This window comes from Plantactinospora sp. BB1 (assembly GCF_003030385.1).
GTDB lineage: Bacteria > Actinomycetota > Actinomycetes > Mycobacteriales > Micromonosporaceae > Plantactinospora.
Genome location: NZ_CP028159.1, coordinates 4,810,750 through 4,828,006, shown reverse-complemented (window position 1 = coordinate 4,828,006; position 17,257 = coordinate 4,810,750). Strand labels below are relative to the sequence as shown.

Annotated in this window: 12 protein-coding genes; 5 read left to right on the top strand and 7 right to left on the bottom strand. The window is 72.5% G+C overall.

What is annotated here, in order from left to right; translation table 11 throughout:
- Positions 1–44: 44 nt before the first annotated feature.
- A complete protein-coding gene (locus C6W10_RS21015) occupies positions 45–1,007 on the bottom strand; it encodes a carbohydrate ABC transporter permease (RefSeq protein WP_234361363.1) in 963 nt (320 codons plus the stop codon).
- Positions 1,004–1,999 (bottom strand): sugar ABC transporter permease, encoded by a 996-nt coding sequence (locus tag C6W10_RS21010; protein WP_107259810.1) that lies wholly within the window; start codon positions 1,997–1,999, stop codon positions 1,004–1,006. The genes C6W10_RS21015 and C6W10_RS21010 overlap by 4 nt, the downstream gene beginning before the upstream one ends.
- A 428-nt stretch (positions 2,000–2,427) precedes the next feature.
- Between C6W10_RS21010 and C6W10_RS21005 the strand changes: the two genes are divergently transcribed.
- On the top strand, positions 2,428–3,465 hold the full coding sequence (locus tag C6W10_RS21005) for a LacI family DNA-binding transcriptional regulator (protein WP_107259808.1): 1,038 nt from the start codon (positions 2,428–2,430) through the stop codon (positions 3,463–3,465).
- Positions 3,466–3,563: 98 nt separating this feature from the next.
- Here C6W10_RS21005 and C6W10_RS21000 read toward each other — a convergent pair whose 3' ends face one another.
- The 3 genes from C6W10_RS21000 to C6W10_RS20990 form a co-directional block, all read right to left on the bottom strand.
- Positions 3,564–4,478 (bottom strand): cation diffusion facilitator family transporter, encoded by a 915-nt coding sequence (locus C6W10_RS21000; RefSeq protein ID WP_107259806.1) that lies wholly within the window; start codon positions 4,476–4,478, stop codon positions 3,564–3,566.
- A gap of 166 nt (positions 4,479–4,644) precedes the next feature.
- Entirely contained in the window at positions 4,645–5,661 is a 1,017-nt protein-coding gene (locus C6W10_RS20995) for an ABC transporter substrate-binding protein (protein WP_107259804.1), read from the bottom strand.
- A 253-nt stretch (positions 5,662–5,914) separates the two neighbouring features.
- The gene (locus C6W10_RS20990) at positions 5,915–6,904 is read right to left on the bottom strand and encodes a LacI family DNA-binding transcriptional regulator (protein WP_107259802.1); all 990 of its coding nucleotides are present in this window, start codon (positions 6,902–6,904) and stop codon (positions 5,915–5,917) included.
- 326 nt (positions 6,905–7,230) lie between these two features.
- Here C6W10_RS20990 and C6W10_RS20985 point away from each other — a divergent pair, with 326 nt between their 5' ends.
- Positions 7,231–8,619 carry an MFS transporter gene (locus C6W10_RS20985; RefSeq protein WP_107264144.1) on the top strand — a complete coding sequence of 463 codons (1,389 nt, stop codon included), beginning with the start codon at positions 7,231–7,233 and terminating at the stop codon, positions 8,617–8,619.
- A gap of 255 nt (positions 8,620–8,874) precedes the next feature.
- Here C6W10_RS20985 and C6W10_RS20975 read toward each other — a convergent pair whose 3' ends face one another.
- Complete coding sequence (locus tag C6W10_RS20975) at positions 8,875–10,518, bottom strand: MDR family MFS transporter (RefSeq protein ID WP_107259798.1); 1,644 nt, start codon at positions 10,516–10,518, stop codon at positions 8,875–8,877.
- Positions 10,515–11,009 carry a MarR family winged helix-turn-helix transcriptional regulator gene (locus tag C6W10_RS20970; protein WP_234361934.1) on the bottom strand — a complete coding sequence of 165 codons (495 nt, stop codon included), beginning with the start codon at positions 11,007–11,009 and terminating at the stop codon, positions 10,515–10,517. The genes C6W10_RS20975 and C6W10_RS20970 overlap by 4 nt, the downstream gene beginning before the upstream one ends.
- Positions 11,010–11,125: 116 nt before the next feature.
- Here C6W10_RS20970 and C6W10_RS20965 point away from each other — a divergent pair, with 116 nt between their 5' ends.
- The 3 genes from C6W10_RS20965 to C6W10_RS20950 all read left to right on the top strand — a co-directional run bounded on the left by C6W10_RS20965 (position 11,126) and on the right by C6W10_RS20950 (position 17,196).
- Positions 11,126–11,707, top strand: a complete 582-nt coding sequence (locus C6W10_RS20965) for a TetR/AcrR family transcriptional regulator (RefSeq protein ID WP_107259794.1) — start codon at positions 11,126–11,128, stop codon at positions 11,705–11,707.
- A complete protein-coding gene (locus C6W10_RS20960) occupies positions 11,704–12,393 on the top strand; it encodes a TetR/AcrR family transcriptional regulator (protein ID WP_107259792.1) in 690 nt (229 codons plus the stop codon). Before C6W10_RS20965 ends, C6W10_RS20960 begins: the two co-directional genes overlap by 4 nt.
- Positions 12,394–12,654: 261 nt before the next feature.
- A complete protein-coding gene (locus tag C6W10_RS20950; RefSeq protein WP_107259790.1) occupies positions 12,655–17,196 on the top strand; it encodes a glycoside hydrolase family 2 TIM barrel-domain containing protein in 4,542 nt (1,513 codons plus the stop codon).
- Positions 17,197–17,257 lie beyond the last annotated feature (61 nt).

Genomic DNA, 17,257 nt, shown 5'->3' with positions numbered 1-17,257 from the left:
CGCTGGTGGTTCGTGGGTTCGACGGCTCACTCCCGCCTGCCGGACTATCCCTTCACCGCGCCGAGCATCACGCCCGACACGAAGTACCGCTGGACGAAGGGGTAGACCAACAGGATGGGCAGGGTGGTGAGCACGATGGTCACGGCCTTGAGCGTCGCCTCGGCCTGTACCTCGTTCGCCTCGGTGACGGCGCCGACGTTCTCCGCGCCGACGGCTCCGGCGATCAGGTTGCGCAGATAGACGGTGACCGGCAGCAGGTCCTGCCGATCCATGTAGAGGAACGCGGAGAACCACGAGTTCCAGAAGGAGACGGCGTAGAAGAGGATCATCGTGGCGATCACCGCCTTCGACAGCGGCAGCACGATCCGCAGCAGGATGCCGTACGTGTTCAGCCCGTCGACGGCCGCGGCCTCCTCCAGGTCCACCGGCAGGCTCTCGAAGAACGCCTTCATGACCAGCAGGTTGAAGACGCTGATCGCGTTCGGCAGCACGATCGCCCAGATGGTGTTCGTCATGCCCAGGCTGCTGATCAGGACGTAGTTCGGGATCAGCCCGCCGTTGAAGAACATGGTGAAGACCGCGATGCCGATCAGCACGGTGCGGCCCTTGAGGTGGTGCTTGGAGAGCACGTACGCGAAACAGGTGGTCAGCACCATCGCGATGATGGTGGCGACGACGGTGTAGACCACGGTGTTCCGGTAGTTGGTCCAGAACAGCGAATCCTTCATCACCAGCGCGTACGTGTCGGTGTTGAAGCCGCGCGGCACCACGGTGACCTGGCCGGCGATGATGTACGCCTCGTCGCTCAGCGACCGGGCCACGATGTTCAGGAACGGGTAGAGCGTCACCACCACCACGCCGGTCAGCACGATGGCGTTGAACACCCGGAAGACCCGGTAGCCCCGGGTGTCCTGGATGCCGCGCCGCCGACGGGGCCGGCCGAGCCGCTCGGCGGCCCGCTCCGGGTCGGCGGCCTCGGGCGCGACGGTGCTGGAATCCACGGTCACCACAGGCTCGTCCCCACTGTGCGGCGAGAGATCGCGTTCGCGGACAGGATCAGGGCCAGCCCGATCACGGCCTCGAAGAGTCCGATCGCGGCGGCATAGCTGAAGTTGCTCGACTGGAACGCCATCCGGAACAGGTAGGTCGAGATCACGTCCGCTGTCGGGTACGTCAACGGGTTGTAGAGCAGCAGGATCTTCTCGAAGCCGACCGCCATGAAGGTACCGATGTTGAGGATGAGCAGCGTGACCATCGTCGGCCGGATGCCGGGCAGCGTGACGTGCCAGGTCTGCTTCCACCGGTTGGCGCCGTCGATCCGGGCCGCCTCGTAGAGGTTGTCGTCGATCGTGGTCAGGGCGGCGAGGTAGAGGATCGTGCCCCAGCCGACCGTCTGCCACACCTCCGAGGTGACGTAGATGGTCCGGAACCACTCCGGCCGTTGCAGGAACGGCACGGCGTCGCCACCGGTGAGCTTGACCAGCTGGTTCACCGTGCCGTCGGTGGAGAGCAGCTGCATCACCATCGCGGCGACGATCACGATCGACAGGAAGTGCGGCAGGTAGGAGACGGACTGGACGAAGCGCTTGAGCTTGCGGGTCCGGACCTCGTTGAGCAGCAGCGCCAGGATGACCGGCAGCGGGAAGCAGACCACCAGGGTCAACGTGCCCAGGATCAGGGTGTTGGTGAAGACCTCCCAGAACGTCGGGTCGGAGAGGAACATCTTCACGTAGCGCAGGCCGACCCAGTACTCGCCGAAGATGTTGCCGCCGGGCTGGAAGCGCCGGAACGCGATGATGTTGCCCAGCATCGGCAGGTATCGGAAGACCAGGAAGAAGAGCAGCGGCAGCAGCGCCAGCGAGTAGAGCTGCCAGTCCCGGCGTATCGCCTGCCGCCACGTCCGGCGGTGCTTGCGGGACCGGCGCCCGGTCGCCCCGGCGGCCGGCCGGTCGGACTCGACGGTCACGGGCGGTGGGCCCGCGGTCATGGGCGCACTCATCGGCGTACCTCCGCAACTGTGGGCGGGAGCGGGCCGGTTTCCTCGCCGGAGGCGTCGGTGCCGCGCAGTCGCGGATCGCGCCGCGGCACGGCGGTCCCCGTCGTGGCGCGGTCGGCCACGGGCAACTGGCTCTTCATGCCACCCCTTCGGGCCGACGCGCCACCGTCCGGTCGGGACGGTGAAGCTGTCAGGCCGGCGAGTCTTCGAAACTTTCGGCAATATCCGCGTTACCTGTGCGGGGCAACCTATGCGGCGTAGCGAAGATGTGTCAAGGGTGTCTGAACTGCTGGATCCGTGACCACACCGCATATCGTGCGTAGAGCGGTCCGGACGGTCAACCGGATCCCACTGCATTGTCGAACCCGGGTCCGCCCGGCCGGTGTTAGGGTTTCGCACCGAAAGTTTCGGATAGTTGCGGGAGGGTGTCGATGACGAGGTCCCGACGGATCGTCAGTACCGGTGCCGCGACGATCGCGACCATCGCCGACGAGGTCGGGGTCTCCCTGACGACCGTCTCCAAGGTCCTCAACGGCCGCTCGGACGTGGCGCCCGAAACCCGGGCCCGGGTCGAGGCCAGCCTCGAACGGCACCGGTACCGCCGCCGCGCGAAGCGCCAACCGAGCGCGGTGGAGCAGATCGACCTGGTCTTCCACGAACTCGACTCCGGCTGGGCGACGCAGATCATCCACGGTGTGCAGGCGGTGACCAACACCGCGAACGTCGGCGTGGTGCTCTCCCAGCTGGGCGGCCGGCACCGCCCCTCGGCGCAGTGGTTGGAGGGCGTGCTGCTGCGGCGGCCGCTCGGGGTGCTGCTGGTGCTCTGCCACCTCACCGAGCCGCAGCGGCAGCAGCTCGCGCGCCGGTCGATTCCGCTGGTGGTGATCGACACCGACAGTGCGACCTCGGCCTCGGTGCCGACGGTGGGCTCCAACAACTGGAACGGTGGCCTGCTCGCCACCCGGCACCTGCTGGAGCTGGGCCACCGCCGGGTCGCCTGCGTCTCCGGTCCGGAGGACGTACTGTGCAGCCGGGCCCGGGCCGCCGGATTCCGCTCGGCACACGACGAGGCCGGCATCCCGGTCGACCCCGATCTGGTCCGGTACGGCATGTTCTCCGCGCAGGCCGGCTACCAGTACGGGATGGAGCTGTTGACCCGGCCCGACCGGCCCACGGCGATCTTCGCCGGCTCCGACATGCAGGCCCTGGGCGTGCTCCGCGCCGCCCGGCAGCTCAACCTCGACGTGCCGGCGGACCTCTCGGTGATCGGTTACGACGACCTGCCGGTGGCCTCCTGGATCGGCCCGGCCCTCACCACGGTCAACCAGCCGCTGCGGGACATGGCCGGCACCGCGACGCAGATGCTGCTCGACCTGGCCCGGGGGGCGGAACTCTCGACCAGCCGGATCGACCTCGTCACCGAGCTGGTGGTCCGGGAGAGCACCGCGCCGCCCCGGCAGCGCGGCTGAGCCCCGGCCGACCTGGTCGACCGGCCGGACCCCGAACGCCGCCGTCGCGCCGCCGGCCGCCGGGTCAGACCGGCGCCGGGCCGGCGCCGGGCCGGCGGTCACCAGTCGGCGTCCTGGCACACCTTGTGCGTGGTGGGCGGCTCGATCTGCAGGGTGCAGTGGTCGATGCCGAAGCCGTCGTGCAGCCGGGCACGCGCGGCGGCGAGCACCGGGGCGAGGTCGGCGCCCGGGGCCAGGGCGAGGTGCGCGGAGGCGACGTCCATCCCGGAGGTGAGGGTCCAGACGTGCAGGTCGTGCACGCCGGTGACGCCGGGCACCCCGGTCAGGCTGGTCGCCACGGCGGCGACGTCGATGTGCGGCGGTGCCGCCTGCACCAGTACCCGGACCGCGACCCGGGCCAGTTGCCAGGTGCGGGGCAGGATGAAGAGGCCGACGGCGACCGCGACGACCAGGTCGGCGTAGCGCCAGCCGGTGGTGGCGATGACCACGGCGGCGACGATCACCCCGACCGAGCCGAGCAGGTCGCCGAGCACCTCCAGATAGGCGCCCCGGACGTTGAGGCTCTCCTTGGCGCCGGCGCGCAGCAGCAGGAACGCCACGACGTTGGCGGCGAGACCGACGACCGCGACTGCCAGCATCGGCCCGGCCCGCACCTCGGGAGGGTCGTCGAACCGGCGTACCGCCTCGACGATCACGAAGATCGCCACCCCGGAGAGGAGTACGGCGTTGGCCAGCGCGGCGAGTACCTCCAGCCGGTAGAGCCCGAAGGTGCGGTGGGCGTGCCGGGCGGCCCGGCTGGCGGCGGTGATCGCGGCCAGCGCCAGGCCGATGCCGAGCACGTCGGTGAACATGTGGCCGGCGTCGGAGAGCAGCGCCAGCGAGCCGGTCCACCAGGCCGCCCCCGCCTCCAGCAGCAGTACGGTGCCGAGGACGGCCACCGCGGCCCAGAGTGGCCTGCGATGACGCTCGCCGGCCCGCATCGCCTGGCCGCCGTGGTCGTGACCCGCGCCCATCTGCCCAGCCTCCCGCCGCCGACGCCGTCGCAGCCAACATATGCGGACATTGCAATGTGTGCAAGTTGAAACTGGATGCCGATGCCGATGCCGATGCCGATGCGGTGCCGGTGCCGGTGCCGATTCCGCTTCCCGTTCCCGTTCCGGTTCCGGTTCCGGTTCCGGTTCAGCCCAGCGGCTTCGCCCTGTTCAGCCAGGCCGCCACGTCGCGGTAGATCGGCGCGTTGGCCAGGTAGCTGAACGGGGCGGCCGGCTTCCAGGGGTAGACCTGACCGGCCCTGACCGCCGGCAGGTTCGTCCAGGTCGGGATCTTCTCGGCCTTGCCCGCCACGCTGGTCACCTCCCGGCTGTCGAAGATGATGGCGTCGGCGGGGAAGCCGCCGATCTGCTCCCAACTGATCTCCTGGAAGTACTCGCCGTGCCCGAGTCGCCGGGACGGCAGCACGAACCGCATCCCGAGGGCGGCCAGGTGCTTCAGGTCGGGGTGGGCGTTCGGGTCGGCGACGTAGAACTTCTCCGGGTCGCGGGAGATGGCGAGTACCCGCAGGCCGGGCTTTGCCGCGATCGCCGCCTTCACCTCGGCGACCGCCGCGTCGAAGTCGGCCCGGGCCGCCTTCACCGGCCCGGCCTCCGGGTCGGCGCCGAGTTGCGTGGCGAGCGCCATGAAGCCGTCGATGATCTGCGGCAGGTCGAGACCGGGCATCTTCATCCCGATCGACGGGGCGAGCGCGTCGACCTCGTCGACACTGGCCTGCGGGATGTACCAGAGGGTCTTGTCGTCGAAGGAGAGGTCGACCAGGAGTTCCGGGCGCAGTGCGGCGTACCGCTCCAGGTTGAACTCGCCCCAGGTCGATCCGACCACCTCCAGATGGTCCAGTTCGATGTTCCCGGCCTGGTAGTTGAGCTTGCCGTCGGTGGTGCCCAGCTCCCCGTACACCCCGGTCACCCGGAAGCCGGCGTCCCAGAGCGCGGCGGCGGCGCTGCTCTGCGCGACCACCCTGGTCGGCCGGCCGGCCAGCTCGACGGTCCGGCCCCGCCCGTCGGTGTAGCGGAACGGCTGGCTGCCGGCGGACGGGCCGGCGCCGGGGGAGCCGGCGTCGCCGCAGGCGGCCAGCCCGAGCAGTAGGCCGGTGGCGCCGGCGTAGCGCAGGAAGCCGCGCCGGTTCACGAGGTGCGCAGACATGTTTCTCCAGTCGTCTCGGGTGCGATGCGGTCCGGGGAGGGCGCCGTTAGGTTAGCCTGCCCTAAGACTCGCTGCGCAACCCCCTCGGCCTGGTCTTTCCGCTCGGTGACTCCGGCGACAACCGGAGTGCGAAGCCCGATGCTCGCGCGCCGACGGCCCGCGCGACCGGGGCCGGCGGGTCGGCGGGCTGGCGAACGAAGATCAAATATGCCGGGACGACGGGACGGGACGGGACGGGCGCGGCCGGCGCTGCTCAGGCGCTCTCCCGGAGGATGAGCTCGGACGGGTACGCGGTGGCCGGCGGCACCCAGGCCCGGTCGAGCACCGCCGTCGCGGCCGCCGTGGCGATCTGCTCGACCGGATGGCTCGCGGTGGTCAGGGCCGGCGCGCTCAGCGCGGCGAACGGCACGTCGTCGAAGCCGGCCACCGCGATGTCGCCCGGCACGTCGATCCCGCGCCGCCGCAGCACCGCCAGCGCCCCGAGCGCCATCGCGTCGCTGTTCGCGAAGACCGCGTCGGTGTCCGGCCAGCGCGCCAGGATCGTCAGCATCGCGGCCTGGCCGGCGGGAGCGGTGAAGTCGCCCGGCACCAGCCGGATCGGCCGCCCCGCCGCCCGCATCGCCTCCCGGTAGGCGATGACGGGACGCCGGGAGCAGGGCATCCACTCCGGGCCGGTGATCATCGCGATCCGGCGGCGTCCCGAGGCGAGCAGGTGCCCGACGATGGTACGGGCGGCCCCGCCGTTGTCGACGTCGAACGACGGTACGCTCCGGGAGCCGATCCCGATCGACACCGTCCGGCCCTGAAGCCCGGCCGGTACCGCCGCCAGAATCGGTTCGGTGGTGTTGATCATCAGTACCCCACGGACGCCACGGTCCTCCGCCAACTGTCGCAGCCGGGCGGGTGCGTGCAGCGGCAGCCACTCCAGGGAGACCCCGACCTCCCGGGGTGCACAGACCTCGGCCGCGGCCCGGACGACCCGGTCGACGTACGGGTCGTGCAGCACCGTCGGCGCCGTGCCGGCGACCGCCACCACCAGTCGTACCCCGGCGCCGGTGGCCAGGGCCCGGGCGGCCGGGTCGGGTGCGTAGCCGAGTTGCGCGGCGGCCGCGACGACCCGGTCCCGGGCGGTCGCCGAGGCGGCACCGTATCCGGCGATGACCCGGGAGGCCGTCGACCGGGAGACTCCGGCGACCCGGGCCACGTCCTCCAGGGTGGCCCGGCGCGGCGCCCGGCTAGGCATCCGGGCTCCCCGTGTCGCGCGAGCAGGGAGACGAGGGGGTGGCGACGGAACGGCCTGGCTGACGCATGAGGGAATGATGCACCCGAGACGCACCCGTCCGCGAACGGGTTGCGCCGAGGCGGACGAGCGGCGGCCCTGCGCTCCCGGGTTGCGTCGAGAGCGTTCCCAGGGGTGCGATCAATGGACCCTTCCGACCCGGACGGCGCGGCGCGGGCGCCACGGCTTCCACCCGGCGGCCACGGCTGACCGCCGGGAGGGGTGCGCAAGGGTGCACTCGGCGGCTCGCCGACGGGGGAGCCGAGGAAGCGGAGGGGTACCAGGTGAACATGTCCGCCGGCACTGTCCGGCCACCGGTCGTACCGCGGCAGGTCCTTACCGCCCGGACCGCCGTCGCCGTGGTCTTCGGGCTCAACGGGCTGGCCGTCGCCTCGTGGTTCGCCCGGGTGCCGGCGGCCCGGGACGCGCTCGGGCTCACCCCCGGACGGTTGGGCCTGCTGCTGCTGGCCCTCTCCGCGGGCGCCCTGCTCGCCCTCCCGTCCGCCGGGATCCTGGCGCAGCGGCTGGGCACCGCCCGCACGGTCGGCACCGCGACCGGGGTGGCCGCGCTCGGACTGGCACTCGCCGGGGTCGCCACCGGAAGCTGGCAGGCGATACCGGCCGTCGCGGTCGGGCTCTTCGCCCTCGGCTACGGCTCCGGCACCTGCGAGGTCGCGATGAACGTCGAGGCGGCGGCGGTCGAACGGCGACTCGGCCGTACCGTGATGCCCCGGTTCCACGCCGCCTGGAGCCTCGGCACCGTGGCCGGGGCGATCGTCGGGGCCGGCAGCGCCCGGTTCGGCGTACCGATCGGGCTGCACCTCGGGCTCGCCGCCGTGGCGATGCTCGCCGGTACGCTGCCCGCGGTCCGGCTCTTCCTGCCCGACCGCGCGACCCCGCCGTCGCGGTCGAGGAGCGGACCGACCCGGGGTACCGGCACGCTGGCCGCCTGGCGCGAGCCGCGTACCCTGCTGATCGGCCTGCTGCTGCTGGTGATGGCCTTCACCGAGGGGACCGCCAACGACTGGCTGGCACTGGCCTTCGTGGACGGCCACCGGGTGAGCGACGCGGTCGGCGCGCTCGCCTTCGGGGTCTTCGTCGCCGCGATGACGGTCGGCCGGACCGCCGGCACGATCGCGCTGGACCGCTGGGGTCGGGTACCCGTGCTGCTCGGCACCCTCGTGCTGGCCGCGTTCGGCGCCACGGTGGCGGTACTGGCCAGCCCCTGGCAGTTGGCGATGGCCGGGGTACTGCTCTGGGGTCTCGGTACCTCGCTCGGCTTCCCGCTCGGGATGAGCGCGGCGGCCGACCAGGAGGACCGGGCCGCCGCCCGGGTCAGCGTGGTGGCGGCGATCGGCTACACCGCCTTCCTGGCCGGGCCGCCGCTGGTCGGACTGCTCGGCGACCGGGTCGGCAGCCTCCGCGCCCTGCTGGTCGTGCCGCTGCTCCTGCTGCCCGCCCTCCTCCTGGTGCCGGCCACCCGCCCGCCCGCCGACGCCCGACCCGAACCTCCCGACGCCCGACCCGAACCCGTTGGCGGCCGGTCGGAACCTGCCGCGGGCCGGGCGGAACCTGCCGACGCCCGACCCGAACCCGCCGAGGGCCGGTCGGAACCCGTTGGCGGCCGGTCGGTGCCGGTCAGCTCTCCCGGAGACCCCACCGCCGGTGGAGCCGGCTGAGCGGGGCCGGCGCCCACCAGTGGCCGGGCCGGCGAGCCTCAGGGCCGGCACCAGCGGTCGTGATCAGCCGGCCCGTCCGGGCCAGCCGGGTGGCGACCGGCCGGACGGCCAGCCCGGTGGGGCTGGCCGTCCGGATCGGAGGGTGCCGACCGCCGGCCGGGTCACGGCCGGCGGCGGCACCGGGCGGGGCCGGCGCCGAGACCGTTCCCGCCAGGTGCCGGGCGGGTCCGGTCGGGCGGCGCCGGCCGCCCGCGTTCACCGGCGCGACGGCGCCGTCCCGCCCCGGACCGGCTCGGTGGCCGGCGGGGCGCCGTCGACGGCACCCGCCGCGGTGGCGGTGCTGGTGGCCGGGTCCGGCAGGTCGAGGCTGGTCCGCAGGGTGACCGGCTTGAGCAGGGCGGCGGCGATCACCCCGACCACCGCGATCGCGGCGGAGATCAGGAAGATGTGCCCGGTGGCGTCGCCGTAGGCGTCGCGCACGATGTGCACGACGACGTCCGGCAGGCCGGAGAGGTTCAGGCTGTTGCCGGCGCTGCCCGCTCCCGAGGCCGGGATCCCGGCCGCGGTCAAATCCTCGGTGATCTGCTCGGTGACCCGGCGGGCGAGCACCGCACCCAGTACGGAGACTCCGATGGTGCCGCCGAGCGAGCGGAAGAACGCCACCGAGGAACTCGCCGCGCCGATGTCCTTCAGCGGTACGGCGTTCTGCACCGCGAGGACCAGGTTCTGCATGGTCATGCCGACCCCGACCCCGACCAGCAGCATCGCCCCGCCGATGAAGACCAGGGAGGTCTGGTGGTCGATGGTGCCGAGCATCAGGAAGCCGGCGACCAGGACGACCGCCCCGATCAGGATGTACGGCTTGATCCGCCCGCTGCGGGTGATCAGCCGCCCCACCACGATCGACGAGACGAGTACCCCGACCATCATCGGGATGGTGAGCAGGCCGGCCTCGGTCGGGCTGTAGCCACGGCCGATCTGGAAGTACTGGCCGAGGAAGACGGCGCCACCGAACATCGCCATCCCGACCGCCAGGCTGGCGAGGATCGAGAGTGCGGTGGTGCCCTGCCGGACGATGTCGAGCGGCACGACCGGCTCGGCGGCGCGGGTCTCGACCAGGACGGCGAGGGCGAGCAGGACCAGGGCGGCGCCGACCATGGCACCGGTCTGCCAGGAGATCCAGCCGAACGAGCCGTCGACGAACGAGATCCAGATGAGCAGCACGCTGACCCCGGCCGCGATCAGGGTGGCGCCGAGATAGTCGATCTTCACGTTCTCCCGGCGGACCGTGACCAGGTGCAGGGTGGCCTGGAGGACGAGCAGCGCGATGATCGCGATCGGTACCCCGACGAAGAAGCACCAGCGCCAGCCGAGCCAGGAGGTGTCGACGATGAGTCCGCCGAGCAGCGGTCCGCCGACGGTGGCGAGCGCCATCACGCCGCCGAGGTAGCCGTTGTAGCGGCCGCGCTCCCGGGGCGGGATCATCGCGGCGATCACCACCTGGACGAGGGCCTGCAACCCGCCGACCCCGATGCCCTGGAAGGCGCGGGCGGCGATGAGCTGGCCGGCGTTCTGGCTCAGCCCGGCGACCACGGAGCCGAGAATGAAGATCACGATAGCGGTCTGGACCAGGGCCTTCTTGTTGAACAGGTCCGCCAGCTTGCCCCAGACCGGAGTGGTCGCGGTCGCGGTGAGCAGGGTCGCGGTCACCACCCAGGTGTACTGGTTCTGCGAGCCGTTCAGGGCGCCGATGATCTTCGGCAGCGCGGTCGAGACGACGGTGCTGCTGAGCATCGCCACGAAGAGCACCAACAGCAGGCCGCTGAGCGCCTCCAGGGTGCGCCGATGACTTATCGGCTCCGCTTCCGGCGCGGGTGCGAGGGTGGTGGGTGCGCTCATCGCGCGGCCTCCAGCTTTTCTTGAGAGTTGATCGTTCCAGGGGCCCGGTCGAGGCTGCCCTGGATGTCGGTGACGAACCGGTCGAGCGCGCCGGTCAGCGCGTCGATCTCCGCCGCGCTCCAGTCGGCGAGCGCGGCCCGGAGCAGGTCGCCGTACCAGTCGCGGGCTTCGGTCAGTGCCGTACGCCCCTCGTCGGTGAGTACGACGAAACTGGCCCGCCGGTCGGCCGGGTCGGCGCGCCGGGTCACCAGGCCCCGCGCCACCAGCGCGGCGACCGCCCGGCTGACCGTGGACGGGTCGAGCCCGGACCGGTCGGCCAGTTCCTTGGCGTGGCAGCCGGCTGCCTGGTCGGCCAGCTCGTCGATCTGCAACAGCATTCCGACCAGCCCGGACGGCACGGCCGGCCGTTCGATCGCGCGACGGTGCCGGATCAGCCGCATGGCCGACATCAGGTCCCGGAGCCGGTCACCGAGCTCGATGTGTCGAGCCATGGTGTCCACCTCGTCTCCTCGGGCGGTTGGTTGTCACATACAAGGATCGGCAGTTGCTGCGCAATGCGCAAGTTTGCTCTTTGAGAAATGAGTCACCACCCCGTAAGCTGTTCCCGATGGATGAGACGGTGGGGCGGCGGGAGCGCAAGAAGATCGCCACGCGCGAAGCACTGCACCGGGCGGCACTCCGGCTCGCCGCGGAACTGGGGCCCGACCGGGTGACCGTGGAGGCGATCGCCGACGCCGCCGACGTGTCCCGCCGGACATTCTCGAATTACTTCGCAAACAAGGAAGAAGCCCTCTTCCACGCCGATCTGCTCCGAATCCGCCGGCTGTTGGAGCTGGTGCACGCCCAGCCCGCCGACGAGGCGCCCTGGACCGCCCTCACCGGGGCCGCCGAGCAACTGGCCCGGGAGAGCGACGGCCTCGACCCGCTGTGGCTGGCCCAGCGGCGGCTGATCCGCCACCATCCGAGCCTCGCCGCGCACCAGATCGCCGCGTACGGCACCGTGGAGCAGGAGTTCATCGCCGAGATCAGCCGGCGCCTGCCCGAGGCACCCGAGACCCCGCTGCACGCCCGGGTACTCGCCGGAACGTTCCTGCACACGCTGCGCGCGGCCACCCAGTACTGGACCGACCATCCCGAGCGCCCCCTGGTCGACGTGGTGCGTACCGCCCTCGGCTACGTACTCCGATGACCGGCGGGCCGGCCCCCACCGGTCGCCGGGGCGGGCCCCGGGCCGGTGACACCCGGTCCCGGATCCAGGACGTCGCGCTCGGCCTCTTCGTCGCCGACGGCTACGACCGCACCTCCCTGCGCGAGGTGGCCGACCGGCTCGGCCTGACCAAGGCGGCGCTCTACTACCACTTCCGGGCCAAGGAAGACATCGTCGACAGCCTGATCGAGGAGCGGATCGCCGCTCTGGACGAGTTGATCGAGTGGGCGGAGCGGGAGCCGGACCCGGTACGGATGCGTCGCGAGTTCGTCCGCCGCTACGCCAGCGACCTGTACGAGACCGAACGGCAGGCGGACATCAGCCGGTTCGTCGCCCGCAACCCGACGGTCGTCAACGCGCTGCCCGGCGGCCGGCGGTTGGCCGCCCGGATGCGGCGGGCCCTGGAACTGCTCGTCGTGCCGGACGAGCCGCTGGGCGCCCAACTGCGGCGGATCCTGGCGGTCTTCTGCCTGCACGCCGGTGAGCTGTTCGACGAGGGGCTCGGCGACGAGCGGGAACGGCGGACGGCGCTGCTGGAGATCGCGCTGGAGACGATGGAGAGCGCGGACGGGGCGACGGCCCGCCGGGACCGGCAGCGGAGCCCTGCTCCGGCGGCAGCGCCCGCCCGACCGGGCACCCGGCGGACCACGACCCGGTCAGGCCGCTGACCACTGACGAGTGACCGCTGACGAGTGACCGCTGACCGCTGACGGCTGACCGCTGCCGGCGGACGGCTGATCGCTGCCGGCTCTCCGGTGCCCGGCACCGGCCGCGTGGTGAACCCGACTCCCTTGCCGGCTGTCCGGTGTCCGAGGTCGACCTCGACGTGGACCCGACTCCCTTGAACATCGGTGGTGCTTGATGTTAGGAAGAGTTGATAATTTTCGGTCCCTGTGCGGATCTGTCGAGATCCGGGTGAGAGGGTGTCGATGTCATCCCGAGGACTGCTCGCCGCGTTCACCCTGCTAGCCCTGCTGGCGCCCGGCGCAGCGCCGCCGGCCGCCGCGTCGGCCGCCGGGCGCCCGAGTACCGCCGCCGCTGTCGAGGGCCCGGTCACCGCCGAGGACGTCTACCGCTATCTGGACGACCCGGAGATGACCGGCGAGGGGCAGCAGCCGCCACACGCGATGCTCCGCCCGTACCCGGACGCCCGGACCGCCGCCGCCGACATCACCGAGCACAGTGCCCGGTCGCCCTGGATGCTGCCGCTCAACGGCGACTGGCGGCTGACCGTCGCCGAGCGGCCCGGCGAGGTACCGGCCGGCTTCCACACCGAGGACTACGACGTCTCCGGCTGGCCGACCGCCACGGTGCCGCACACCTGGCAGTCCGACTTCGTCGACCACCCGATGTTCCGCAACATCCCCGAGGAGATCTGGCCCGACGACCCGCCCCGGGTTCCCCGGGACGTCAACCCCACCGGCGCCTACGTCCGCGCGTTCGAGGTCTCCCCGTCCTGGTCCGGCCGGCGGTCCTTCCTCCGCTTCGAGGGCGTCACCAGCGGCTACTTCGTCTGGGTCAACGGCCGCTACGTCGGCTACGACCAGGGCGGCTACACCCCGGCCGAGTTCGACGTGACCGACGCGCTGCGCCCGGGCACCAACCGGGTCGCGGTGCAGGTGCACCGGTGGGGCTCGGGGGCGTACCTGGAGGACGTCGACCAGTGGCGCTACAGCGGCATCTTCCGGGACGTCTGGCTGTACGCGACCCCGCGGACCCACCTGCGCGACGCGTACGTCAGCACCGACCTGGACGACCGGTACCGGGACGCCACCCTCACCGCCCGGATCGGGCTGGCCGGCCCGGCCGACGGGTACACCGTGCGGGGCACCCTGCGCGACGCCGCCGGCCGGACGGTCAGCACGATGACCGGGCGGGACACGCTGAGCACCACCGTGCGGAACCCGGCGAAGTGGAGCGCCGACGCGCCGCACCTCTACGCGCTGGTGCTGGAGCTGCTCGACCCGGACGGCCGGGTGGTGCAGACCACCGCGCAGGCGGTCGGCTTCCGCGAGGTCGAGGTGCGCGACGCGCAACTGCTGGTCAACGGGGAACGCATCCTGATCAAGGGCACCAACCGGGCGGAGACCGACCCGGAGACCGGCCGGCACGTCAGCCGGGCGGCGCAGCGCCGCGACGTCGCGCTGATGAAGAGCCTGCACATCAACGCGGTCCGCACCTCGCACTATCCGTCGGACCCCTACCTCTACGACCTGGCGAACCGGCACGGTCTCTGGATCGCCGACGAGGTGGACATCGAGACGCACTCCCACGAGAACTGCCCGAACAACTGCCTCGCCTCCCGTCCGGAGTGGCAGGCGGCGTTCGCGGACCGGTTCCAGGCGATGGTGCACCGCGACAAGAACCACCCGAGCGTGATCATCTGGGACACCGGCAACGAGGCGGGCCTCGGCACCGCGCACTTCGCGATGGCCGAATGGGCGGACGCGAACGAGCCCACCCGGCTGCTCTACCACCAGTCGAACAGCCCGAACGGCGACGCGCCGTACGCCGACGTGTGGGGGCCGCGCTATCCGACCCCGAGCTACGTCGAGTCGATCGCCCGCACCACCACCCGGCCGGTCGTCTTCGGCGAGTACGCGCACGCCATGGGGAACAGCGTCGGCAACTTCGACCGGTTCTGGGCGCTGGCCCGGGAACATCCGTCGCTACAGGGCGGCTTCATCTGGGACTGGGCCGAGGCGAACCTGCGCCAGCCGCTGGTGTTCACCCCCGACTCGTCGCGCAACCGGATCCAGGCGTTCTTCGTCGGCAAGCCGTCCCTGGTCGACGGCAGGCGCGGCAAGGCCGTCGCACTGTCCAGCCTGGACGACTTCGTCGACGTTTTCCGCGACCCCCGGCTCGACTTCACCGGCACCGAGGTGACCCTGGACGCCTGGGTACGCCCCGGCGAGTGGGCCGGCAGTTTCCCGGTCGTCACCAAGGGCCGGGCGTACGCGCTCCAGATGCGGGACCGCGGCACCCTGGAGTTCGGGGTGACCACCGCCGCCGGCTGGGCCTCGGTCGCCGCGCCGGTGCCGGCGAACTGGTACGACGACTGGCACCGGGTCAGCGGCGTCTACGACGGCACCGCGCTGCGGCTCTACGTCGACGGCACCGAGGTCGGCAGCGCCGCCCGCTCCGGCGCCCTCGACCCGGGGCTCTACGAGGTGAACGTCGGCCGCAACGCCGCCACCCAGCAGGACGACCTGCGTACCCGGTTGGCCCGGGGGCTGGTCGACGACGTCCGGGTCTACGGCGCGGCGCTGACCGTCGACGAGTTGGCGGCCGACCCGGTGCGCCGGGCCGCGCTGGCCCTGGACTTCGACCGGGCGCAGCCGCGCGGCGAGTTCGACAGTCTCGGGATCAGCCTCTCCGGCACCGACGGGCTGGTCGGCACCGACCGCTACCTCCAGCCGGAGACCGTCGAGGTGGCCTGGGCGCACGCGCCGGTCCGGTTCGACACCGACGACGCGGCGACGGGCCGGGTCCGGGTGCACAACGAGCAGCCCGCCGCCGCGCTCGACCTCCGGCTGCGCTGGTCGCTGGTCGAGGTGGACCGGACGCTGCGGTCCGGCACCCGCCCGCTGCGGCTCGGGCCGGGCCAGACCGTCACCCTCGACCTCGGCGCCGCGCCGCCGAACCCGCAGGACCGGCAGCGCCGGCTGCGGCTGGAGGCGGTCGGCGCCGACGGTCTCCGGTACGGCTGGGACGAGTTCGCCGCCGGTGGCCGGGTGGTGCCCGGCGTACTGCCGTCGGTGCCGGGCGCCGACGCCCCCCGGTTGACCCGGGACGGTCGGACGGTGCTGGTCTCCGGCCCCGGCTGGCGGTACCGGTTCGACACCGGCAGCGGAGTCCTGCGCTCCATGACGTCGGACGGCCGGGAGCTGCTGCGTACCGGTCCGGAACTCGACGTCTACCGGCCGCCGACCAGCAACGAGACGTACGGCTGGGGCACCGCCGACCGGGAGGTCTGGCACGCGCTCGGCCTGGACCGGCTGCGGACCGAGGTGACCGGCGTGTCGTCCACCCTGGACGGCGGGGCGGCGGTCGTCGAGGTACGCAGCGTCGCCCGGGGTTCGGCGGCCTTCGAGATCGACCAGACCATGCGCTACCGGATCGACGGGCGCGGCACGATCACCCTGGAACACCGGGTCACGCCGCGCGGCTCGGGCGTCGGGCAACTGCCCTACCTGCCCCGGGTCGGCGTGCAACTGCGGGTGCCGGACTCGATGCGGAAGTTCGCCTACTACGGCCGGGGACCGCAGGAGACCTACAACGACCGGCAGCGGGGCGCCTTCACCGACGTGTGGCGCAGTACGGTCGACGAGGAGTACGTGCGCTACTCCCGGCCGCAGGCGTACGGCAACCACACCGGGGCCCGGTGGGCGTCGCTCAACGACGGCCGGCGGGGACTGCTGGTCGGCAGCGCCACCGGTGCCGATCTCGACGTCAGCGTCACCCCGTACGACGAGCTGGCCCGGGCCGAGTACGACTTCCAGCTTCCACTGGTCCGCAACGACGGCTGGGTCACCCTGCACGCCGCCGCCGGGGAGACCGGGATGGGCGAGACGCCGAACTCGGTGCTGGACGAGTACCGGGTGCCGGCGAACCGGTCGCACGAGTACACCCTGACGCTCCGGCCGCTGACCGGGCCGGAGGTCCGGGCCGGTGGCGTACCCGATTCCCGGGCGGCCGCGCCCTGCCCGCCGGACGTCGCGGTGGCGGCCGGTGCGGAGGTCCGCCCCGGCGAACCGCAGCGGGTCGCGGTCACGGTCACGGCCCGGTGCGCCGACGGCCTGCGGGACGCGGTGGTCAGGCTGGCCGCGCCGGCCGGCTGGACGGTCACCCCGGCGGCCGTGCCGCTGCCGCAGGTGCGGTTCGGCTCGCCCGAGGAGGCGGTCTTCACGGTCACCGCGCCGCCGGAGACCGACTACGGCGGCTACGAGCTGACCGCGACGGTGCAGGCGGTGGGCAACGGCTTCCCGTCGGCCGTGCAGGCCCGCACGACGGTACGCGCCCCGCTGCCGCCGGGGGACCGCTGGGTGAGTGACCTGCCGTTCCTGGTCGCCGAGAACGGTTGGGGGCCGGTGGAGCGGGACATGAGCAACGGCGAGCAGCCGGCCGGGGACGGGCAGCCGCTGCGGATCGGCGGGACGACCTACGACAAGGGGATCGGGGCGCACGCACCGTCCCGGATCGTGGTCGACCTGGCCGGCGAATGCACCGCGTTCCGGGCCGACGTCGGAGTCGACGAGGAGATGGGCGGGAGTGGCTCGGTCGCCTTCGAGGTCTGGGTCGACGGCGAGCGGCGGGCCGCGACCGGGGTCCTGACCGGTGCCGCCGGCCCCGAGCGGATCTCCGCCGACGTCACCGGCGGCCAGCGGCTGGAGTTGCGGATCACCGACGGCGGCAACGGCAACGGCGCCGACCACGGCGACTGGGCCGCCGCCCGGCTCACCTGCGCCTGACGCCGGTCAAGCTGCACTCCCCGACGCCGGTCGAGCTGCTTCTGAGGCGGGTCGACCGGCG